This is a genomic window from Variovorax sp. OK605 (genome assembly GCF_900115445.1).
Lineage (GTDB): Bacteria > Pseudomonadota > Gammaproteobacteria > Burkholderiales > Burkholderiaceae_C > Variovorax.
In genome coordinates this window covers 320,280-342,095 of record NZ_FOWL01000001.1, presented here as the reverse complement: position 1 = coordinate 342,095, position 21,816 = coordinate 320,280, and the positions used below count along the sequence as shown (strand labels likewise).

The following is a 21,816-nucleotide window of genomic DNA, read 5'->3' as shown; positions in this document are numbered from 1 at the left end:
GTCCTCACGCACTCGGAAGGCTGCGCCGCACGGTCCGCGGCTGCGGGCGGCGGGCGCGGGAACTCAGGGCGCCGGCGATCAGCGCGGCGATCACGCCGGAGGCCGCGAACGGTCCCCAGCCCAGGATCGGGCCGCGCATGAACGGCACGTAGGCGGCCAGCAGCACCAGCGCCGACAGGTAGGCGCCCGACAGCGCGCGGTTCGGGTCGATGGCGCGGTCGACGATGCGAAATCCCGCCGAGATCGCGATGCCCAGCAGCGCCGGCCCGGCCAGGCCGAAGTCGAAGTACGCCGTGGTGAAGGGCGGCAGCGACAGGTTGCTCTGCGAGAAGTTGCCCAGGATGGCCGACCAGCCGAGCGGGTCGAAGTCCGGGAACATCTTCAGGTCGCGCGGCAGGAAGAACGAGAACGCCGAGAGCAGGTAGCGGCCCCAGCCCAGGTCGGGAATGGGCGCGCGCTCCAGGATGCCGGCCACCACGAACATCGCGTCGAAGTCGGGGCTGAAGGGAAAGGTCGTGAGTTCCTCGCCCCACATGCTGCCGCGCGAGATGAGGTTGAGCACCGGGCCCAGGCCGGCGATGGCGCCGAAGATCACGGCGCCCAGCAGCCTGCGGCGCCCGCGCCCCAGCGCGTGGATGAGCAGCGGCAGCAGGCCGGTCAGCAGCACCTGGCGCGCGGTGTTGACGGGGTTGGCCGCGACCATCGCCAGCGCGAAGGCCAGCGCCGCCGCGCACCAGGACCACAACGTGCGCCGGCGCACCGCATGGATGGCGAGCGCCACGAAGCACAGCAGCACCACCAGCTTGGGCAGCGTGGAATAGAAGATGAAGTCCAGCGGCACGCTTTCTTCGTCGCCCGAGAGGCCGCGCGCCACGAAGTTGAGGTCGGGCCGGATGAACAGCGCGGCGAAGGCGGCCAGCGAGCAGCTCAGCAGCAGCAGCAGCGGATGGGCCACGCCGAGCAGCCGCTGGTCGTGGCGCCCCGGCTGGTGCGCGGGCGCATCGGGCACGCCCAGCCGCGCGGCCTCCACGCCGGCCATGTACAGGATCAGCAGCACCAGCGCCTGCGTGTGCGCCGACGTGCTCATGAGGCCTGCTTCCCAGAAGTCGACCTCGTGCGAGATCTGCATGGCCGGTGCCAGCGAGAAGTAGGTGAGGATGGTCGCGTAGTGGATCAGCAGGAACACGCTGCCGCCGGACGAGCCCAGCAGCGAGAGCTGGACCAGCGACAGCGCGAACACCGCCACATAGCCCCACACCGGGTCGACCAGGCCGCACAGCAGCGCGCAGACGATGCCGGACCAGAAGGAAAGGGTTCGCATGGTGGGCCTGTGGGGTGGGTGGAACCGGTGGGTGTTCGCGGCAGGTGTTCGCAGCCTGGGCGGGTGTGGCTCAGGCGTGCACGTGGGTGTGCGCGTGCTCCGGGTCGGTCTCCTCCAGCGGCCGGATCGCCGTCTGGTAGTCCGCATAGGTGCGGCGAAGGCCTTCGCCCAGCGGCACGGCCGCGTGCCAGCCGAGGCTGCCGGCGCGCGACACGTCCAGCAGCTTGCGGGGCGCGCCGTCGGGCTGCGCGAGGTCGTAGCGGATGCTGCCGGTGTAGCCCACCACGTCGCGGATCAGCTCGGTGAGTTCGGCGATCGACACGTCCACCCCGGTGCCCAGGTTGATGTGCCCGCGCATGGCGTCGGTCTGCTGGTCGTACTCGGCGCGCGACAGCTTCATCACCTCGAGGCAGCCTTCGACCATGTCGTCGACGTACAGGAACTCGCGCCGTGCGCGGCCGCTGCCCCAGATCAGCACGCTGGGCGCGTTGCTGATCTTGGCCAGGTGGAAGCGCTGGATCAGCGCCGGCACCACGTGGCTGTTCTCCAGGTGGTAGTTGTCGCCGGGGCCGTACAGGTTGGTCGGCATCACGCTGCGGTAGTCGATGCCGTGCGTGGCGCTGTACTGGCGGTTGTAGCTCTCGCACAGCTTGAGGCCCGCGATCTTGGCGATCGCGTAGGGCTCGTTGGTGGGCTCGAGCTTGCCGTTGAGCAGGTACTCCTCGCGGATCGGCTGCTCGGCCAGGCGCGGGTAGATGCAGCTGGAGCCCAGGAACAGCAAGCGCTTCACGCCGGCCAGGAAGGCCTGGTGCGTGACGTTGGTGGCGATCATCAGGTTCTCGTAGATGAACTGCGCCGGGTAGGTCATGTTGGCGTGGATGCCGCCGACCTTGGCGGCCGCCAGGTAGACCTCGTCGATCTGCTCGGACGCGAAGAACCGGGCCACGCCCGCCTGGTCGAGCAGGTCGAGTTCGGCGCGGGTTCGTGTCACCACGTCATGGCCCATTTCGCGCAGGCGCCTTGCGGTCGCCTGACCCACCATTCCGCGATGACCTGCAACAAAGATACGCATATGTGCTTTCGGTGAAGGGGTTGAAGTTCCAGGGAGACGAAATCGAAATCGAAACTGGATGCGAAAGGGCGGGCTGTGCGCTTCGGGCCGCGGCTAGCGCGACCCGCGCGCCCCGGTCACCACGCCGAAGGTCTTCAGCAGGATCCCGAGGTCGCGCCACAGCGACAGGTGCGCCACGTACTCGGCGTCCATGGCGGCGCGGCGGCGGTAGCTGATCTCGTTGCGCCCGCTGATCTGCCACAGGCCCGTGATGCCCGGGCGCACCGCGCAGTAGTGGTCCCAGTAGTCGCCGTACAGGTCCTTCTGCGTGAACATGCAGGGGCGCGGGCCGACCATGCTCATGTCGCCCTTGAGCACGTTCCAGAACTGCGGGAACTCGTCGATGCTGTACTTGCGCAGGATGGCGCCGAAGCGGGTGATGCGCGGGTCGTGCTCCAGCTTCTGGTAGATCGCCCACTCGCGCCGCGCGGCCTCGTTCTCGCGCAGGTGGCGCGCCAGCACCGCCTCGGAGTCGGCCACCATCGAGCGGAACTTGTAGAACTTGAAGACCTTGCCGTCCTTGCCGTAGCGCGGCTGCATGTAGATGGCCGGCCCGCCCGAGGTGTAGAGCACGCCGAACCAGATGAGCGCATAGGCCCAGCCGAAGAACAGGAAGAACGAGCCGGCCATCAGGATGTCGGCCGCGCGCTTGGCCCAGCGCAGCCAGAGCGCGCCGCCCAGTGGCCCGTACACCGGCGTGTTGGCGGCGTTGCCGACGCCCGCGGCGCCGGCGTTGCGCTGCGTGGAGGAGGTCGATTGAAGGGTGCTCATGATCCGGCGTGCTCCGGTTCGATGCGCTTGGGCATCACGGTGTCGGCGTGGGTGGTGTCCAGCGTGTAGGCCGGGTCGCGGCGCGCAGGCGCCGCGCCGCCGTAGCCGTAGTAGCCGTAGCTGTAGCTGCGGTTGTGGCGCTGCGAGGTGTCGACGGCGTTGAACACCACGCCGTGGAAGGCGGTGCCCACGTGGGCCATGCGCTTGGCGCTTTCCACCAGCTCGCCCATCTCGCTGGTGTCGGCGCGGGCCACCAGCAGCAGCGTGCCCATGCACGGCGCCATGGCGGCGGTCTCCGAGGCCAGCAGGGTGGGCGGCGCGTCGACCACCACCACGTCGTAGCGCGCGGACAGCGTGGCCAGCGTGTGGGCGAAGGCGTCGCTGGTCATCAGGCCGCCGGGGTCGGGGTGCAGCGTGCCGGCGCTCATCACGTCCAGGTTCAGCAGCACGTTGTGGTGGATGCCTTGCTCCAGCGGCACGCCGCCGGCAATGACGTCCGACAGCCCGTCCTTGCGCTGCAGGCCGAACTCCTCGGTGAGGCTGCCGCGGCGCAGGTCGGCGTCGATCAGCAGCACGCGCTTGCCCGAGGTGGCGAGCAGCGTGGCGAAGTTCGACGAGACGAAGGTCTTGCCCGCGCCGGCGGTGGCGCTGGAGATCATCACGCGGTTGTTGGGCGCGCCCAGCATGACGAACTTCAGCGCGGTGCGAAGGCGGCGCAGGCCTTCGAGCGCGGGGTCTTCCACGTGCAGCGCCGCCAGCACCTTGACGCCGGGCTTGCCGTTGCGCACGGCGCGGTCGAGCACGCGCTGCTGGGTGCTCAGCGGAATGGTGCTGTACACGCTCATGCCGGTGACGGCCTCGATGTCGTCGGGGTTGCCGATGGAGCGCTTGAGGTTCTTGCGCGCCATTGCCGCGGCACCGCCGAGGAACAGGCCGCCGGCCAGCGCCAGCGCGACCACGATCAGCGGCTTGGGCCGCACGGGCTTCTCGGCCACCAGCGCCTGGTCGAGCACGCGCACGTTGGCCACCTTGCCCTCCTTGGCCAGGCGCATCTGCAGCGAGCTGTTCAGGAGCGTCGCATACAGGTCGGTGTTGACCTTGATGTCGCGCTGCATGCGCAGCGAGTTCTGCTGCAGCATGGGCATGCGGCGGATGCGCCCGTCGACCGAGCCCAGCTCCTTCTTGAGCGAGGCGATCTGCGTGTCCAGCGTCTGCACCATCGGGTGCGCCGCGGTGAAGCGGCCCACCAGGTCCAGGCGCTTCTGCTTGGCGTCGAGCAGCTTGGCCTGCAGGTCGACGTTCTGCGACAGGGCGTTGCGGGCCTCGTCGTCCAGGCTGATGGTGCCGTTCTGGTTGCGGTACTGGTTGTAGCTGTCTTCCGACTGCTCCAGCTGCGCCTTGAACTTGGGCAGCTCGGTGCCCAGGAAGGCCAGCGCGCGCTCGGCCTGTACCGTCTTCTGGTCGATGTTCTGGCGCACGTACAGGCGCGAGATCTCGTTGAGCATGTCGGCCAGCTGGCCGCGGTTCTCGGCCTGCAGGCTGACGTCGATCACGCCCGACTGCTTGCCTTTCTCGACCACGCGCAGGTCCTTCTGCAGGCCCAGCAGGGTGAGCTGCTTGGAGTAGCGCACCAGCTCGAAGGCGCCGCCGGGCGCGGCGTCGAACGAGCCGACCAGCAGGTGCAGGGTGCCGCCGGGCACGGCCGCGTCCAGCGGCACGCCGACGGTGCCCTTCAGCGGCGTTTCCAGGTCGGCGTTGGTCAGCGTGTAGTTGCCGCCGTCGCCCGCCAGCAGCGTGAACTTCTTGCCCTCGAAGGCCGAGGGCACGTCCATCTGCGCGACGGCGATGCGCTCGGTGCCCGAGACGTAGTTGCCCATGCCGAAGACGCCGGGCGTGGACAGCTGGCTCGCGTGCCGCGCGAGGAACTCGCCCACCACCGGGATGTAGTGCGGCTTGGCGCTGATGTACAGCCGCGTGTTCTCCATCGCCTGGCCGAGCACCATGCGCGAGCGCAGGATCTCGGTCTCGCCGGTGGTCGGCGTCTTCACGCTGATGCCGCCGGCGCCGTTGGCGTCGCCCGGAAAGTTGCCGCTGGTGCGGTCCGAGTCCTCGACCTGGATCAGGATGTTGGCCTCGTAGACGCGCGGACCGAACAGGGCATAGCCCACCCCCACCAGCAGCGCCAGCACCGCGATGGTGGCGATCAGCCAGCGGCTGTCGATCAGGATGTCCAGGTATTCCCGGAACCGGGATTCCCGTGGCCAGGCGGTCGTCTCGAGCACCGTGACGGGGGCGGCCGCGGGTGCCGGGAGCGAGGGTTGCCAACGCGCGTTCATGAGGTTCACCTTTTCGTGTTGCGGGGTGGAGAACTCACCGGCGCGCGGTGTCGCGGCCGAGGTTGACGACCTGGGCGGCCGGCAGGATCAGGCTGATCACGCGGTTCCAGGTGACCAGCGGCACGTGGTCGACATAGACCACGTCGCGCGGCATCAGCTCGAAGCGGTCGGCCAGCGCGAGCGCCACCGGGTTCTTCGCGTTGAGGTTGAAGATCTGCTGCACGTCCAGGTTGTCGGGCGAGTTGCGCACCACGAAGATCTGGCCGGGGTCGGAGGCGAGCAGGTCGGGGCCGCCGGCGTCGCCGAGCGCCTCGTTCAGGCTCAGGCGGCCGTTCATGCGCATCTGCAGCGACGACGGGGCCCGCACTTCGCCCATCACGTAGACCCGGCTGTCCTCGCGGGTGCCGATGTTCACCACGTCGCCGTTGCGCAGCGGAATGCTGTTGGCGTCCAGGCCCATGGCCTGCAGCGCGGGAATGTCGACCACCGTCGAGACGCCGCCGCGGGTGAGCGTGATGCGGGCGCGGTCGCCGGCCGTGGTGAAGCTGCCGGCGCGGCTGATGGCCTCCGACAGCGTCATCGGCACGTCGGTGAAGATCTGCAGCCCCGGCGTGCGCACTTCGCCCTGCACGTAGGCGCGCTGGCTGCGGAACGACTGGATGCGCACCGTGACCTGCGGGTCCTTGATGAACTTCTGGATGCGCCCGGCCACCAGCTCGGACGCGCCGCTTTCGGTCAGGCCCTGCAACTTGACGCGCCCGATGTACGGAAAGCTGATCTCGCCGTTGGCGCCGACGATGAAGCCCGGCGCCACGCTCACGCCGGTCGGGTCGGACTGCTGCGCGATCACCGCGCCGGCGTTGGGCAGCAGCTCGGGGTGGTCGTACACGATGATGCCGACCACGTCTCCCGGCCCGATGGTGTAGACCGGCGCGGTGGCGAACAGGCGCTTCACGCCGTCGGACACGGTCTTGGGTTTCTGCGCGGCCTGCGCGCGGATCAGGTCGGGCGTGATCGGAATGATCTTGTTGTTCTCGGCCGAGGCCGTGCTGTCACCCGTGGCGCTGGTGAAGCCCAGCGGCCCCACGCCGCCGAAGCCGGGCGCGCAGCCCGACAGCGCGACCAGGCCGAGCGACAGCAGCAGCGCCAGGCCCGCCCATCGCAACCGGCGCTCCATCTGGGCCTCTGCTGCCGCTGCCCTGGCGGGGAAGGGGCGCGAGCCGCGTGACTGCGGCGCTGGATCGTGGCGTTCCATGGTGATCTCCTTGATGGCCGTTTTGACGGTGGGTGACGTGGGTGAGGTGAGTGAGAGGACCGGTTGAGGATGGGCAACAGGGCTGCGCTTCAGGGCGCGGCCCAGGTGGTGGGCATGGCGTGTTCGGCGCTCGCGAGCGGGCGGGCCTGGCTGCGGCGTTCGGTGCTGGCGCCGAAGCAGCGGTCGGTCACCCAGTCGCCGACCGATTGCAGGAAGAGCTGCTGGCCCCTTTCCGTGCACACGGTGTGGTCGACCTCGGCCATGAACTCGTACTGCAGGTCCTGCGTGAAAGGCTGGCGGCCGAAGGCGCCGAGCTGGTCGCGGCCGCGGTCGCACACGTGCAGCGAGCCCGAATACAGCAGCTGCACCGCGACCTTGCGTTCGACCAGCTGCCGCAGCGTGGCGCCGAACCAGACCGCGTTGTCCTCGGGCGCGCGCTTCTCGGCGAAGAAGCCCGGCATCGGCGTGGTCGAGTGGCTGCGCAGGAAGTGGCGCTGCAGCCAGCGCTTGGCCTTGCCCGGGAACGACGGGTGCGCGGGCGCGGCGAGCGCGCGGCGCACGTTGCGCTCCCAGCGTGCGCGCCGCTCGGGGAAGGCGAAGCCGTCGAACAGCGAGACGGCCACCACGCGCGGATCGGCCGCGGCCGCGGCCATGGTGTGCTCCACGCCCGAGCACATGCCCACCACGGTGAACTGCCGCGCGCCCAGCATGCGTTCGCCCAGGTCCATGGCGGCCTGCAGGCTGTGCACGGCGCGGGTCTGCAGGTCGGGCGAGGTGTCGAGCGCGTCGCTGTCGCCGACGCCGCCCAGGTCGAAGCGCAGGCTGCTCACGCCGCGCGCGGCCAGCATGTGCGCCAGCTTCACGTTGATGCGGCGCGGCCCCACGCGGTGGTTGGCGCCCATGTTGAACATGAGGCAGGCCACGCCGGCCGGCGCCTGCTGCGCGGGGGCCGTGAGCATGCCCATCAGTGCGTCGCCGGGGCCGAAACGCACGGGCGTCTGTGTCGTGTCATTCATGGATCGCACCTTGGAGGCGGTTGAGCGCATCGGCCGGGACCATCGCGCTGTTGGGGTAGGGGTCGGAGGTCCAGTCGAGCTGGTGCTTGAAGTAGCCCAGGCGAACCGGCATGTGGCGCGACTGCTGGTCGGAGGCCCACTGCGCGGTGCGCTCGTCGTCGGGGCTGGCCAGCACCAGGGTGTCGTGCAGCGCGGTGAGCGGCAGCGACTCGGGCACCAGCGCCGCCAGCTGCGCGCGCAGCGCCGGCGAGAGCACGGTGCCCAGCGCTTCCTCGGGCAGGGCGTCGGGCTGCTGCACCAGGCTGCGGCGCCAGGCCACGTCGGGAATGCAGAAGGTGGTGTCGATGGCGCTCACGTGGTCCTCGCGCAGCACGCGGGCATAGCGCCTGCCGTCGATCACCGGCTCCCACAGCACCAGCCGCACCGGGTCGCAGCGCCCGCTGCGCGCGGCCAGCACGGCCAGCGTGGCCCCCAGGCGCGCACCGATCCACACGATGGAAGCACCCGGCGCGCGCCGGCGCAGCTCTTCGTGCGCGCAGCACAGGTCGCGGCGCCAGCCGTCGAACTCGCCTTCGCTCTCGTCGCCCGGCGAGTCGCCCGAGCCGTAGAAGTCGAAGCGCAGCGTGGCGATGCCGGTGCGCGACAGGCGCTCGGCCAGCACCTTGAAGAAGCGGTGCGTGCGCAGGCCCTCCTGCCCGAAGGGCGGGCAGATGAGCACGGCCGTGTCGTCGGCGCGGTCCTGGTCGGCGGCATGGAACACGCCGAAGACCTGGCGCGACGCCGGGCCGAACATGAGGGGCGTGGAGCTCATGCGTGCGCCTCCGCCAGGCGGCTCGCGTGACCGGCGCGGGCCTCGGTCTGGCGCCATTCGGCCAGCGAGCCCACGCAGTCCATGCGCGCGGGCGCCGGCCCGAGCACCAGCCACAGGATGCGCCCGGCCACCGACAGCTCGACACTGCGGCAGTCCGGCACCAAACCCACCTCGAAGCTCTGCGGCGACAGCAGCAGGCCCACGCCGATGGCTTTCAGGCAGGCCTCCTTGCGTGTCCAGCAGGTCAGGAAGGCCTTGTCGCGTTCCTGCGCGGGCAGGGCGGCCAGCGCCTCCTGTTCGCGCCGCGTGAAGTGCTCGGCCGCGAGCACGGCCGCGTCGGGCACCGCGCGCAGCAGCTCGACGTCCGCGCCCAGCGGGCCGCGCCCGCCGATGGCGATGAGCGCCAGGCCGTGGCTGTGGCTCAGCGAGAACTGCGTGCGCGTGTGGCCCGACAGCGACGGCTTGCCGAAGGAACCCGTGGCCAGCTGCAGCGCGGCGTGGTGCAGGCCGGTGTACTCGGCCAGCGCCTGGCGCAGCGCGATGTGCGAGGCCACGTAGCGCTGCCGGTCGGCGGGGAACCGGAAGTTCGCGGCGCGCGCGCACTCTTCGTCCGACAGGACCTGCGCGGGCAGGAGGTCGGTGAAGCTGTCCAGGTCGACGTACCGGCACACCGGCGCGTCGATGGACAGGGCGTAGGCAGAGCTGTTCATGTTCACCCCTTGCGCAGCCAGCCGCCGAAGGCGCGGCTGAGCAGGCCGCCGCGCTGCGCGTTGGCGGCGGTGCCGGCGGCCAGCTCGACCAGGTCCGAGGGCACGCCCTCGGGCACGGTGCGCGGCGACGATGCGATCTGCCCGAGGTTCTCGAACAGGTAGCGCCGCGGCTCCACGCGATGGCCCAGCATCTGCGCGGCCTGCTGCACGGCGCGCAGCACCAGCAGCGAGTCGCCGCCCAGGTCGAAGAAGTTGTCGCTGGCGCGGATGTCCTCCACATCGATGCCGATCACGCCGGCCCAGATCTGCGCGAGCTGCGCATGCTCCGGGTTGAGCAGGGCCTGCCGCGCCTTGCGCTCCTCGCCGGCGGCGGCCGCCGGGGCGCCCTTGCCGGGCTCCTCGGCCGCGAGCTTGCGCAGGTAGGCGGCGCTGGTGGAGTCCTCGGTGCTCGCGATGTCGGCCAGCGTGGCGTTCGGGTCTTCGGCGACGCGGCGCAGCACCTCGAGGTAGCGCTCGCGCAGCTGCGCACCGGTCTCGCGCAGGTACACGTCGGCGTTGTAGATCAGCGCGCCTTCCAGGCCGTGCGGCTTGTCCATCAGCCACACGCCGATGTCGTCGGTGGCGCCGTGCTGCATCACGTGCATCTGGCGGGTTTGCAGGCTGCCCACCGAGCGCGCGCGTTCGCGGGCGTCCTGGAAGGAGAACATCGACTGGTACGGGCCCGAGGTCTTGATCTGGCTCGCGTAGCCCGGCTCGGCCATCAGGCGCTCGAACGGCACCTGCTGGTTGTTCATCATCGACAGCAGTTCCTGCTTCACGTAGTGCATGAACTCGGGCAGCGTCTGCTTCAGGTCGACCGCCAGCGACACCGGCAGCACGTTGTTGAAGAAGCCCATGATGTCTTCGGTCTCGGCCTGCTGGCGCCCGCGCACCGGGTTGGCGAGCACGATGAAGTCGCTGCCGATCACGCGGGCCATGGTCAGCGCGTAGACGCCGAAGGTCAGCATGCTGAGCGTCACGTCCATGTCGCGTGCGATCTCGCGCAGGCGCTGCGTGCTCTGCAGGTCGATGTTGATCCAGTGCGCGCCGCCCTGGCCGCTCTTGCCCGCGCGGCGCGGCATGTCGGTGCGCGGCGGGCGGGCCGCCCTGGCGCCTTCGAGCCGGCGGCGCCAGAATTCCAGCTGCTCCTCGCAGGCGGGCTCGGTCATCCACTTCTGCAGCCACTCGGCGTAGTCGCCGTGGGTGGTGGCGAGGGCGGGCAGGTTGTGCGGGCGGCCGCGCTCGGCCGCGTCGTAGAGCGCGCCCAGTTCGTTCTGCAGCAGGTCGAAAGACCAGCCGTCCCAGATCAGGTGGTGCGGCACGAACAGGAAGACGTGCTCGTTGTCGTCGATCTGGAACAGCGTGGCGTTGGCCATCGGCGCCTTGTGGATGTCGATGGGCCGGTCCGCGAGCTCCTGCATGCGCTCGGCCAGTTCGGCGTCGCGCTGGTCGGCCGGCAGGCCGCGCAGGTCGACCTGCGGCAGCGCGAATTCCACAGACTCCGCGATCAGTTGCAGTGGCTCGCCGGTCTGCGGATCGCTGCCGATGCGGGTGCGCAGCGAGGGCTGGCGGCGGATCATTTCGCGCAGCACGCCTTCGAAGCGCGCCGCGTCGAGCTTGCCCAGCAGGCGCTGCGCCGACGGCGCGTTGTAGACCGAGCGGCCCGGGTGCAGCTCTTCCATGAAGCGGATGCGCTCCTGCGCCAGGGTGAGCGGCGCGGCGCGGCGCTCGGCGCGCAGCGCAATGGGCGCCTGCAGGCCGACGCCCGCGCCCTGCAGCGCCTGGATGGCCCCGGCCAGCTTCTCGGCCGTGGGCGCCTCGAACAGGGTGCGCAGCGGCAGCGTCACCTGGAACTCGCGGCTCAGCAGCGTGGTCAGGCGCGCGGCCAGCAGCGAATGGCCGCCCATGGTGAAGAAGTCGTCGTGCATGTCCAGGCCCGGCAGGCTCAACACCTTCTCCATGGCCGCGTGCACCTTGCGCTCGTGGTCGTTGCGCGGGCCGGCGCCGCGGCGCACCTCGTCGCGTGCCGCGGCTTGCGGCGGCGGCAGCGAGATGCGGTCGACCTTGCCGTTCTGCATGGTGGGCAGCGCGTCGAGCGTCACCACGTGCTGCGGCAGCATGAAGGCCGGCAGGTGCTTGCGCAGGTGCACCATGAGCGCGTCGAGGTCGAAGGTGGCGCCCGGGGTCAGGCCCAGGTAGGCGACCAGGCGCACGTCGCCGGGGTTGTCCTCGCGGGCCACGACCACGCTGCGCGAGACGCCGGGCACCTCGCAGCAGCGCACCTCGATCTCGCCGGGCTCGATGCGGTAGCCGCGCACCTTCACCTGGAAGTCGAGCCGGCCGAGGTGGTCGAGCAGGCCGTCGTTGCGCCAGCGGCCACGGTCGCCCGAGCGGTATACGGTCTTGGGCACGCCGAAGATGCGCACGGTGACGAAGCGCTCGGCCGTCAGCTCGGCGCGGTCGAGGTAGCCGAGCGACACGCCTTCGCCGGCGATGCAGATTTCACCGGGCACGCCGACGGGGCAGGGCTGCAGGTCGGCGTCGAGGATCCAGATCTCGGTGTTGTCCACGGGCTTGCCGATGGACACGCCGCGCGAGGCGATTTCCTCGGGGCGCACGTGCCAGGCGGTGGAGTACACGGTGGTCTCGGTCGGGCCGTAGCCGTTCCACAGGCCTTCCATGCGCTCGCACAGCGCGAGCGCCAGGCTGGGGCGCAGCGCCTCGCCGCCGGTCCAGCCGCGAAAGCCAGGGGCGCCTTGCCATTGCGCGTCGAGCAGCACCTGCCACATGCCGGGCGTGGCCTGCAGCAGGGTGATCTGCTCTTCGTCGAGCATCCGCGACAGGCGGTTGCCGTCCATGGCCACGTCGCGCTGCACCATCACCAGTTCGGCGCCGGCGGCCAGCGGCAGCAGCAGGTCGGGCACGGCCATGTCGAACGACAGCGTGGTGACCGCCGCGATGCGGTCGGCCGGGCTGATGCCCGACTCGCGCTGCATCCACTGCAGCAGGTGGGCCACGCCGCGGTGGTGCGCGATGACGCCCTTGGGCAGGCCGGTGGAGCCCGAGGTGTAGATGACGTAGGAGGCGTCGTCGGGGCCGGCGTCGTCGGCGCTCGGCGGCAGGGCTTCTGCGGAGAGTTGGCGCCAGGCGGTGTCGCGGTCGATCTCGAAGACGCGCTGGCCGGCGTCGGCGCGCCAGTCGCGCGGGGTGGCCGCGATGTCCGACGTGGTCAGCATCAGGCTGAGCTTGGCGTCGCTGGCGTAGTGGTCCAGGCGCGCTTGCGGGAAGGCCGGGTCCAGCGGCACGTACGAGGCACCCGCTTTCAGGATGCCCAGCATCGAGACCACCATTTCCAGGCTGCGGTTCAGGCACAGGCCCACGCGCTGGCCGCGCGCGACGCCGCGTGCGCGCAGGGCATGCGCCATGCGGTTGGAGAGCGCGTCGAGCTCGCTGTAGCTGCAACTGCGCGCGCCGTCGCGCACGGCCGGGTGGTGGGGCTGCTGCGGCACGCGCGCCAGGAAGCCGGCATGCGCCAGCGGCGCGCCGACCAGCGGCACGCGCGCCGGCTGCAGCGCGAGCAGCGCACGCGCGCCGTCGCCCGAGAGCACCTCGAGGCGGCCGACGGTTTCGTCCGGCTTGTGCGTGGCCGACTGCAGCACGCACTCGAACATGTCGAGCCAGCGCTGCACGCTGACGTCGTCGAACAGGTCGGTGTTGTATTGCGCCTCGATCACCAGGCCGCCGTCGAGCGGGCGCAGGTTGAGGAAGAGCTCGAAGTTCTCGTACTGGCGCGCGATGGTGTCCTGCACCACGTCGATGCCGGTGAAGGCCTGCGCGCTGCTGGCCACGTCGGGGTCGACGTTGAAGGCCACGCTCACCAGCGGCAGCCGGCTCGGGTCACGCTCGAGCGAAAGTTGCCCCAGCAGCGCGCCGTAGGTCAGCGCCTGGTGGTCGAAGGCGTCGAGCACGGCGGTATTGCATTCGTCCATCAGCGCGTCGAAGCGCATGCCGGTGTTGGCGGCCAGGCGCAGCGGCAGCAGGTTCACGCAGTGGCCGACCAGGCCGGGCATGTCGTGCGCGAGCTGTCCCGACGCCGGAATGCCGACCACGATGTCTTCCTGCCCCGTGAGGCGGTGCAGCGTGGCCACGAAGCCGCTGAGCAGGCCGGTGAACAGGCTCACGCCGGCCTTGGTGCTGGTGGTGCGCACGGCGCTCACCAGGCGCTTGTCGAGCAGCCGCTCGGCGCGCAGCGAGTTGAAGGTGCGCGTGGCCGGGCGCGGGCGGTCCAGCGGCAGGTCGAGCACCGGCAGCGTGCTGCCCGAGAAGCGGCCCAGCCAGTAGTCGACGTGCGCCTGCATGTCGGGGTGCGCGGCGTCGTCGGCTTCCTGCGCGGCAAAGTCGGCGAAGAGCGGCGCGGGCTTGAGCTTCAGGCCCACGCCGGTCTGCTCGGCATACAGGTGGCCCAGCTGCTCGGTGATGACGGCCCACGACCAGCCGTCGCAGACCACGTGGTGCGCCGACATCACGAGCTCGTGCTCGGCCTCGCCCAGGCGGTACAGCACGGCGCGGAACAGCGGGCCGTGCTCGAGCGAAAAGGGCGTGCACACGGCCTCGTTGTGGGCGGCGCGCAGGGCCCGCGTGCGGGCTTCGGGTTCGAGGCCGCTCAGGTCTTGCTGCAGCAGGTGGTTGTCGCCGGGCTGGCTCACCAGCATGCAGGTGCCGTCGGGCGAGATGGTGGCGCGCAGGGCCTGGTGGCGTTCGAGCAGCAGCGCCATCGACTGCGCCAGGGCTTCGCTGTCCAGCGTGCCGCGCATGCGCAGCAGCACCGATTCGTTGTAGGCCAGGGAGGCCTCGGTGCTCAGCGTTGCGCCGAGCCAGACTTCACGTTGCGATTGCGTCGTCGCAACGATGCATTCGATGGCGCCACCGCTGGCGGTGGGCTTGAGAACGGCGTTCATGCTGCGGCCTTTCCATTGATGAGGTGATGACTGGGGCTGGCCGTGTCGGGCACGTACCAGAAGGGCTGGCCGTCGACGTCGCGCGCCAGCACCGAGCCTTCTTCGGCGGGCTTGCGCAGGTCGAAGCCGGTGACGACCGCGGCGCGGCGCGGCAGGAAGCCGGATTCCTGCATCTCGGCGACCGACTCCTTGAAGGCGCGCTGGATGAAGGCGATGTCCTCGGCGCTGTGCGCGCTCGTGAGGAAGCAGGGGAAGTTGTCCAGGATGTGGATGCCGCGGCTGCGCATCATGGCGAACAGCAGGTCCTGCAGCGGGTGGTCCTCGAGCCAGCTCACGCGCCACAGCGAGGCGAAGTGGCGGATCTCGATGGGCGCGCCCACCTCCTTGCACCAGCCCGAGAGTTCCGCGGCCATGGCCGAGGTGTTGCCCGTGAGGCCGGCCTGCAGCGCGGGCCCGGCTTCCTTCAGGTGGGTGAGCGAGGCCTTGGCCGCGGCCAGCGCGAGCGGGTGGCGCACGAAGGTGCCGGCGAAGTAGGTCACGCCCACGCCCGGGATCGAGTCGTCGCCGTACTGCCAGGGGCCGCCGTCGAGCGCGTCCATGAACTCGCGCTTGCCGGCGATCACGCCCACCGGAAAGCCGCCGCCGATCACCTTGCCGTAGGTGGCCAGGTCGGCGCGCACGCCGAACAGCTCCTGCGCGCCGCCCAGCGCGGTACGAAAGCCCGTGATGACCTCGTCGAAGATCAGGCAGCAGCCGCTCTTGGCGGTGATGTCGCGCACTTCGTGCAGGAACTCGCGCGGCTGGAAGTCGGGCCGGCGGCTTTGCACCGGCTCGGCCAGCACGGCGGCCAGGTCGTCGGCGTTCTCGCGGATGAAGGCCAGTGCCTCGGGCGTGCCGTAGTCGAGCACGCGGATGTCGCCGAACATGCCGCTCATGACGCCCGGCGCGGCCGACAGGCCCTTGCCCGCCTTGCCGGCGCGCACCAGCACTTCGTCGAAGGTGCCGTGGTAGGAGCCGGTGAACACCACCACCGTGCTGCGGCCGGTGACGGTGCGCGCGATGCGCAGCGCCGCCATCACGGCCTCGGAGCCGGTGTTGCACAGGCCGGCGCGGTCGCTGCCGGTGAGCTCGCAGATCAGCGCCGTGACCTCGGCGGCCAGCGGGTGCTGCGGGCCGATCTCGTAGCCTTCGTCGAGCTGCTTGCGCACGGCGTCCTGCACGAAGTCGGGCTGCCAGCCGAACATGTTCATGCCGAAACCGTTGAGCACGTCGACGTACTCGTTGCCATCGAGGTCCCACATCTTCGAGCCCTTGGAGCGCTCGATGACGATCTGGTAGGTGATCTCCTTGGTGATCGGGCGAAAGCCGTTGACCACGCGCGGGTCGGCCATGTGGGGGCGGTTGGACTCGGTGAACTGCTTGCTCTTCTGCGTGCGTTCCACGTAGCGCCGCATGAAGGCCGCGAGCCGCGCCTTCTGCCGGCCGCTGGGCTCGGCGGTGCGCTGCGTGTGGATGCGGGCGATGGCGCCGAAGGCCTTGGCCACGTCGTAGCGCACGGGCTGGTGGGTGGCGGGTTCGTCGGCAGCGGGCGTGGCGGAGACCGCGGTTGCGGCTGGTGCGGTGGGTTCAGCCACCGGTTGCGCGGCCTGCGTGACCTGTGCGACCTGTGCGACAGGCATGGCCTGCAGCGTCATGAGCGGCGCGGCCTGCGCGGCGCCCGACAGCAGGGCCAGTTGCTGGCGCATCAATTCCATCTGCTGCGAAATGAGCTGCGGTAGCGGGTCGCCGCCGCCGATGCCGCCTTGCATCGGCGCATACACCGGCATGGGCATGGCCACGGGCTGGTAGGCGGCGACGGCCTGCACGGGTGCGGGCATGGCCGCCGCGGTCACCGGCGCCGCGGCAGGTGCTGCAACCGGCGCGGCTTCAGGCGGCAGGCTTTCCCGCAGGAAGCCCGACAGCGCGTCGAAGCTGCGGTAGTTCTCCATCAGCTGGCGGAAGCTGAGGTTGACCTTGAAGTGCTTCTTGATCTGCGTGGCGGCCTGCGTGAGCGTGAGCGAGTCGAGTCCCAGCTCGCCGAAGGCGGCGTGTCCTTCCGCCTGCGCCATGTCGAGGCCGGAGATGTCCTCGAACAGGGTGCGCAGGCGCGCATCCACGTTGGAGGCGGGGGGAGGAAGAGGCGAGGGCGTTGCAGCGGTCACGGTCGGCTCCAGGGCGGTAGGTGAAACAAGGAAGACAGGTGAAGGGGCCGGGGCTGCGACGGGCGCGGTCTCGGTGGCGATGGGGGGGACGGCGGCGATGTCGACCCAGAAGCGCTTGCGCTCGAACGGCGTGGTGGGCAGCTGCACGCGTTGCGCGCCGGTGCGCGACACGAGCCGCGAGAGCTCGACGTCGGCGCCGCAGGTCCAGAGGCGGCCCAGCGCCAGGTGCAGGGTGCGGGCCTCGTCGGCGGGGTCGCCCTGCAGCAGCGGCACCACACCGGTTGCGCCGTGCTGGCGCACCAGCGTCGAGAGCATGTTGCGGGGGCCGGCCTCGACGAACAGCGGGTTGGCCACCTGCGCCATCGCGCAGCGCACGGCCGGCGAGAAGTGCACGGTGCCGCGCAGGTGCTGGGCCCAGTAGGTGGCGCTGGTGGCCTCGGCGCCTTCGAGCAGGCGGCCGGTCATGGTCGAGAAGATGGGCGTGTACGGTGCGTGCAGTTCGACCTGCCGCACCAGCGCCTCGAAGGGCGCGACGGCGCCGTCCATCATGGCGGAGTGGAAGGCGTGCGAGGTCTGCAGCGCGCGCGCCGGAATGCCGTCGGCCTCGAGCGCGGCCTGCAGCGCGGCAATGGCGTCGAAGGGGCCGGCGGCCACGCAGGCGGTGGGGCCGTTCTCGGCGGCCAGCGACAGCTGCGGGCCGACGCGGTCGAGCCTGTCCAGCAGTTCGGCCGCGCCCAGGCGCACCGACAGCATGGCGCCGGCCGGCTGGGCCTGCATGAGCGCGCCGCGCCGGGCGACGAGCCTGGCGGCGTCCTCCAGGCGCATCACGCCGGCCAGCACGGCCGCCACGAACTCGCCCACGCTGTGGCCGATCAGTGCCTGCGGGCGCGCACCGAGCGACAGCACGCGGCGGGCCAGCGCGTACTCGAGCGCGAAGATGGCCAGCTGCGTGGCGGCGGTGGGCGCCAGCGATTGCGGGTCGTCCGAGAACATGCGCGCGCGCAGGTCGAAGTCGACCGCGCCTTCGAACGCGTTCATGCAGTCGTCGAAGGCGGCGGCGAACACCGGGTCGGCGGCGTGCAGGTGCTTGCCCATGCCCGCGTACTGCGCGCCCTGGCCCGGGAACATCAGCACCATCTGCGGTGCGCGTGCGGCGATGCGGCCGCTGGCGCGCCAGGGCGAGTCGGCATTGCGCAGCGCGGCCGAGGCATCGGCCGCGCTGCCGGCGACCACCACGCGGCGGAAGGCGTGCGCCTTGCGCCCCACGGCCAGCGTGTGGGCCACGTCGGCCAGCGGCAGGCCGGCTTGCGCGTCGAGGTGCGCGGCGAGCTGCTCGCAGGCCACGGCCAGCGCAGCCTCCGAGCGGCCCGACAGCGACAGCACCTGTTCGCCGGCCGCGAGGGGCGAGGCCGGCCGAGGCGGTGCCTCCTCGACGATGACATGCGCGTTGGTGCCGCCCACGCCGAACGAGCTCACGCCCGCGCGGCGCGGCAGGTCGGCGCGCGGCCAGGGTTGCAGTTCGCTGTTGACGTGGAACGGCGTGCGCGCGAAGTCGATCGACGGGTTCGGCGAGCTGAAGTGCACCGTCGGCGGAATCACTTCGTGGTGCAGCGCCAGTGCCGTCTTGATGAGCCCGGCCGCGCCCGCGGCGGTGACCATGTGGCCCACGTTGCTCTTGAGCGAGCCGAGCGTGCAGTAGTCGAGCGCGTCGGTGTGCTCGGCATAGGCCACGGCCAGCGCCTCGACCTCGATGGGGTCGCCCATGGGCGTGGCCGTGCCGTGCGCTTCCACGTAGGAGATGCTGCGCGCGTCGACGCCGGCCGCCGCCAGCGCGGCGCGGATCACCGCGGCCTGGCCGTCGACGCTGGGCGCGGTGAAGCTGGCCTTGGCGCCGCCGTCGTTGTTCACCGCGGCGCTGCGCAGCACGGCGTAGATGGTGTCGCCGTCGGCCTGCGCGTCGGCCAGGCGCTTGAGCAGCACCACGGCCGCGCCGTCGCTGAACACGGTGCCCTGCGCATTCGCGTCGAAGCTGCGCGTGTGGCCGTCGGGCGAGAGCATCGAGCCCTCGTTGTAGAGATAGCCGCTGCGCGGCGGGCAGGTGACCGAGGCGCCGCCGGCCAGCGCCATGTAGCACTGGCCCGTGCGCAGCGCATGGAAGGCGTGGGCCACGGCCACCAGCGAGGTCGAGCAGGCGGTGTGCACGCTGACGGCGGGGCCGGTCAGGTTGAGCCGGTTGGCCACGCGCGTGGTGATGTAGTCCTTCTCGTTGGCCAGCATCACCTGGAACTCGCCCACGGGCTCCACCAGGTCGGGCCGGGTGCTCACGTGGCGCTGGAAGTAGGTGGCGTTGTACATGCCGGCGTACACGCCGACCGGGCCCGGCGCGGCGTCGGGCACGTAGCCCGCGCGTTCGAGGCACTCCCAGCAGATCTCCAGGAACACGCGCTGCTGAGGGTCCATGAGCTGCGCCTCTTTCGGGCCGATGCCGAAGAAGGCGGCGTCGAAGTCTTCGATGCCGTCGATCACGCCGCGTGCGCGCACGTACGACGGGTCGCTGCGCAGCGCCTGGCTGACGCCCGCGTCGAGCGTGGCGTCGTCGAAGAAGGTGATGGTGTCGCGCCCGGCGACGAGGTTGCGCCAGAACTGCTCGACATCGGCGGCGCCCGGAAAGCGGCCGGCGGTGCCGACCAGGGCCACGGCATCGTCATCGATGCCGGACCTTGGCGAAGAGGGGGCCGCCGCGACCGGTCGTGCTTGCGTACCGGTCGCAGCGGCCGTGGCGGGCAGATCGCCCGCCGGCTGCATCCGCGCACCCATTGCTTTTGGCGTGGGATTGCGGAAAAAAAGATTGGTCGACAGCTGCAGCCCGGTGCCGCGCTGCAGCTCGGCGAGCACCTGCAGCACCAGCAGCGAGTCGCCGCCGAGGTCGAAGAAGTTGTCGTTGCGCCCGACCTTGTCGATGCGCAGCGCATGCGCGAAGGCGTCGCACACCTGCTGCTCGAGGGCGTCGTGCGCTTCCTCGAAAGGCTGGGCCAGTTCGGGGCGTTCGCCGGCCGGTTCGGGCAGCGCCTTGCGGTCGAGCTTGCCGTTGGGCGTGACCGGCAGCTGGGCGAGCCACACCTGCGCGGTCGGCACCAGGGCTGCGGGCAGGCGCGTGGCAAGGTGCGCGCGCAGGGCGTCCCACGCGACCTGCTGCGTGCGTGCGACGAGGTACGCCACCAGGCGCAGCTGGCCGCTGGCGTCGGGCCGCGCGAGCACGGCGCACGACTGCACCGCGGGGTGCGCCAGGATGGCGGCCTCGACCTCGCCGGTCTCGATGCGATGGCCGTGGATCTTGACCTGGCCGTCGCGCCGTCCGATGAACTCGAGCGTGCCGTCGGGCAGCCAGCGCGCGAGGTCGCCGGTGCGGTAGAGCCGGTCGTCCGGACCGCCGAAGGGGTCGGGCACGAAGCGTTCGGCGCTCAGCGCGGGTTGGCGCAGGTAGCCGCGCGCCAGGCCGTGGCCGCCGATGCAGAGCTCGCCGACGAAACCGGCCGGCAGCAGCGCCATCGACGGGCTCAGCACGCGCAGCACGGTGTCCTTGATGGGGCGGCCCAGCGGCACCGAACGCAGGTCGTCGGGCAGGGGAGAAGGAATGCGGTGCGTGGCCGCGAAGGTGGTGCACTCGGTCGGGCCGTAGCCGTTGCTGAGCGTGAGCTTCGGCAGTGCCGCCTGCGCGCGCCGCACATGCGGCACCGACAGCGCCTCGCCGCCGGTGAACAGGTGGCGCAGGCCGGCCAGGTGGGCCGGGTCGTCGTCGACCACGGCGTTGAAGAGCGCGGCCGTGAGCCATGCGGTGTGCACGTCGTGGCGCGCGATGGTGCGGGCCAGGCCGGCGCCGGTGGGCACGCGCTCGTCGTGGATCACGCAGCAGCCGCCGTTGAGCAGCGGGCCCCAGACCTCGAGCGTGGCCGCGTCGAAGGCGAGCGGCGCCGCATGCAGCACCGCGCGGCCCGCGGCGAGTTCGACATAGTCCACGCCGGCCACGAGCCGAAGGATCGACCGGTGGCAGATCTCGATGCCCTTGGGCGTGCCCGTGGAGCCCGAGGTGTACATCACATAGGCGACCGATTCGCCGTCGACGGACGGCGGATTCCAAGAACTGCGATCTGCCTTGTCGGCATATTCGTCGAGCAGCAATACCGCGTGTTTCGGCGGCACGAGATGGTGGTGCGCCTGCTCGGTCAGCACGTGGTGCGCATGCGTTTCGCCGAGCATGTAGGCGATGCGCTCGGACGGGAAATCGGTCGGCACCGGCACGTAGGCGGCGCCCGCTTTCAGGATGCCGAGCATCGCGACGACGGCGGCCATCGAGCGGTCGAGCAGCAGGCCGACACTGTCGCCGCCGCGAACGCCCAGGCGCTGCAGGCGGTGTGCGAGTTCGTCGGAGCGCTGGTCGAGCTCCGCGTAGCTCATGCACAGTTCGCCTTCGGCGACGGCGGTGGCTTCCGGCGCGGACTGCGCCTGCTGGCGGAACAGGCCGGTGACGGTGAGCGAACGGTCCAGCGGCGACACGGCGGTGTTCCATGCGGTGAGCTGGGTGTCGCTGTCGGCGCGGGGCAGGGTGCGGATGTCGCCGAGCGCGGCATCGGGGCGCGCGAGCAGGTCGGCGGCGGTGTCGGCGATGGCGGCGAGCAGGGCACCGAGCGCGGCGGCGTCCAGCAGGCTGACCGCACTGTCTATATGCAGGCATGCGCTGGGGGCGTCGAAGCGCAGGCGCAGGGCGGCGTCGGTGCCGTAGGCGGTGTCGATGTCCTGGCGCAGCCAGAGCACGTCGGGGCGCTGCGCGGACAGAGGCGCTTCCGCCGACACGCGGCGGGCCTGGTCCAGTTCCGCGAGCCAGTCACCGGCGGCCCGGGTCGCGTCGTAGGCGGCGGTGGTCGACAGGCGCTGCGTGCGGCCATGAGATGCGTTCGGGCTGAGCGAGGCTTCTTCCAACGTCGGCCAGAGGGTTCCGAGCCAGCGCGACTGCAGCAGCAGCCACGCGCCGGCGAAGGGGGTGTCGGGCAGCAGGTGGGCGGCGGCAAGCGCCGTGGGCAGGTTGCTCGTGTGCCGGGCGTTCGGCGAATCCGGGTTGGCGCGCGGCACGAACAGGTCTCCCAGGAGCAGGTCGGGGGCTGAAACGCGCGACGGCAAAACAGTTTGAATTTCCATGTAAATACCCGGATACGCAATACGATGGAATTAATTGAATGCGCGAAGATATCGCCCAATCAATTGGCGTTCTGAAACGGTCTTCTTTCTTTTT

10 protein-coding genes are annotated in these 21,816 nt (G+C 70.8%); all 10 read right to left on the bottom strand.

The window, feature by feature from the left end; genetic code table 11:
• Positions 1-4: 4 nt before the first annotated feature.
• A complete protein-coding gene (locus BM013_RS01500) occupies positions 5-1,321 on the bottom strand; it encodes a hypothetical protein (RefSeq protein WP_093121925.1) in 1,317 nt (438 codons plus the stop codon).
• A gap of 70 nt (positions 1,322-1,391) precedes the next feature.
• On the bottom strand, positions 1,392-2,393 hold the full coding sequence (locus tag BM013_RS01495) for a GDP-L-fucose synthase family protein (RefSeq protein ID WP_093121923.1): 1,002 nt from the start codon (positions 2,391-2,393) through the stop codon (positions 1,392-1,394).
• A 93-nt stretch (positions 2,394-2,486) separates the two neighbouring features.
• Positions 2,487-3,203: a sugar transferase gene (locus BM013_RS01490; RefSeq protein ID WP_093121920.1), complete on the bottom strand. Its 717-nt coding sequence runs from the start codon at positions 3,201-3,203 to the stop codon at positions 2,487-2,489.
• Positions 3,200-5,539 (bottom strand): polysaccharide biosynthesis tyrosine autokinase, encoded by a 2,340-nt coding sequence (locus tag BM013_RS01485; protein ID WP_093121918.1) that lies wholly within the window; start codon positions 5,537-5,539, stop codon positions 3,200-3,202. Before BM013_RS01485 ends, BM013_RS01490 begins: the two co-directional genes overlap by 4 nt.
• Positions 5,540-5,573: 34 nt before the next feature.
• A complete protein-coding gene (locus BM013_RS01480) occupies positions 5,574-6,794 on the bottom strand; it encodes a polysaccharide biosynthesis/export family protein (protein WP_093121916.1) in 1,221 nt (406 codons plus the stop codon).
• Positions 6,795-6,883: 89 nt separating this feature from the next.
• On the bottom strand, positions 6,884-7,810 hold the full coding sequence (locus BM013_RS01475) for an alpha/beta hydrolase family protein (RefSeq protein ID WP_093121913.1): 927 nt from the start codon (positions 7,808-7,810) through the stop codon (positions 6,884-6,886).
• Entirely contained in the window at positions 7,803-8,621 is an 819-nt protein-coding gene (locus BM013_RS01470) for a serine aminopeptidase domain-containing protein (RefSeq protein WP_093121911.1), read from the bottom strand. Before BM013_RS01470 ends, BM013_RS01475 begins: the two co-directional genes overlap by 8 nt.
• The gene (locus tag BM013_RS01465) at positions 8,618-9,331 is read right to left on the bottom strand and encodes a 4'-phosphopantetheinyl transferase family protein (RefSeq protein ID WP_093121909.1); all 714 of its coding nucleotides are present in this window, start codon (positions 9,329-9,331) and stop codon (positions 8,618-8,620) included. Before BM013_RS01465 ends, BM013_RS01470 begins: the two co-directional genes overlap by 4 nt.
• A 2-nt stretch (positions 9,332-9,333) precedes the next feature.
• Positions 9,334-14,328: a non-ribosomal peptide synthetase gene (locus tag BM013_RS01460; RefSeq protein ID WP_093121906.1), complete on the bottom strand. Its 4,995-nt coding sequence runs from the start codon at positions 14,326-14,328 to the stop codon at positions 9,334-9,336.
• Positions 14,325-21,722 (bottom strand): type I polyketide synthase, encoded by a 7,398-nt coding sequence (locus tag BM013_RS01455; protein ID WP_093121904.1) that lies wholly within the window; start codon positions 21,720-21,722, stop codon positions 14,325-14,327. The genes BM013_RS01460 and BM013_RS01455 overlap by 4 nt, the downstream gene beginning before the upstream one ends.
• Between the last annotated feature and the right edge of the window lie 94 nt (positions 21,723-21,816).

Bases quoted from the DNA above. Each gene is read 5' to 3' on its own strand.
- BM013_RS01500 (WP_093121925.1), bottom strand. From the start codon at position 1,321: ATGCGAACCCTTTCCTTCTGGTCCGGCATCGTCTGCGCGCTGCTGTGC.
- BM013_RS01495 (WP_093121923.1), bottom strand. From the start codon at position 2,393: ATGCGTATCTTTGTTGCAGGTCATCGCGGAATGGTGGGTCAGGCGACC.
- BM013_RS01490 (WP_093121920.1), bottom strand. From the start codon at position 3,203: ATGAGCACCCTTCAATCGACCTCCTCCACGCAGCGCAACGCCGGCGCC.
- BM013_RS01485 (WP_093121918.1), bottom strand. From the start codon at position 5,539: ATGAACGCGCGTTGGCAACCCTCGCTCCCGGCACCCGCGGCCGCCCCC.
- BM013_RS01480 (WP_093121916.1), bottom strand. From the start codon at position 6,794: ATGGAACGCCACGATCCAGCGCCGCAGTCACGCGGCTCGCGCCCCTTC.
- BM013_RS01475 (WP_093121913.1), bottom strand. From the start codon at position 7,810: ATGAATGACACGACACAGACGCCCGTGCGTTTCGGCCCCGGCGACGCA.
- BM013_RS01470 (WP_093121911.1), bottom strand. From the start codon at position 8,621: ATGAGCTCCACGCCCCTCATGTTCGGCCCGGCGTCGCGCCAGGTCTTC.
- BM013_RS01465 (WP_093121909.1), bottom strand. From the start codon at position 9,331: ATGAACAGCTCTGCCTACGCCCTGTCCATCGACGCGCCGGTGTGCCGG.
- BM013_RS01460 (WP_093121906.1), bottom strand. From the start codon at position 14,328: ATGAACGCCGTTCTCAAGCCCACCGCCAGCGGTGGCGCCATCGAATGC.
- BM013_RS01455 (WP_093121904.1), bottom strand. From the start codon at position 21,722: ATGGAAATTCAAACTGTTTTGCCGTCGCGCGTTTCAGCCCCCGACCTG.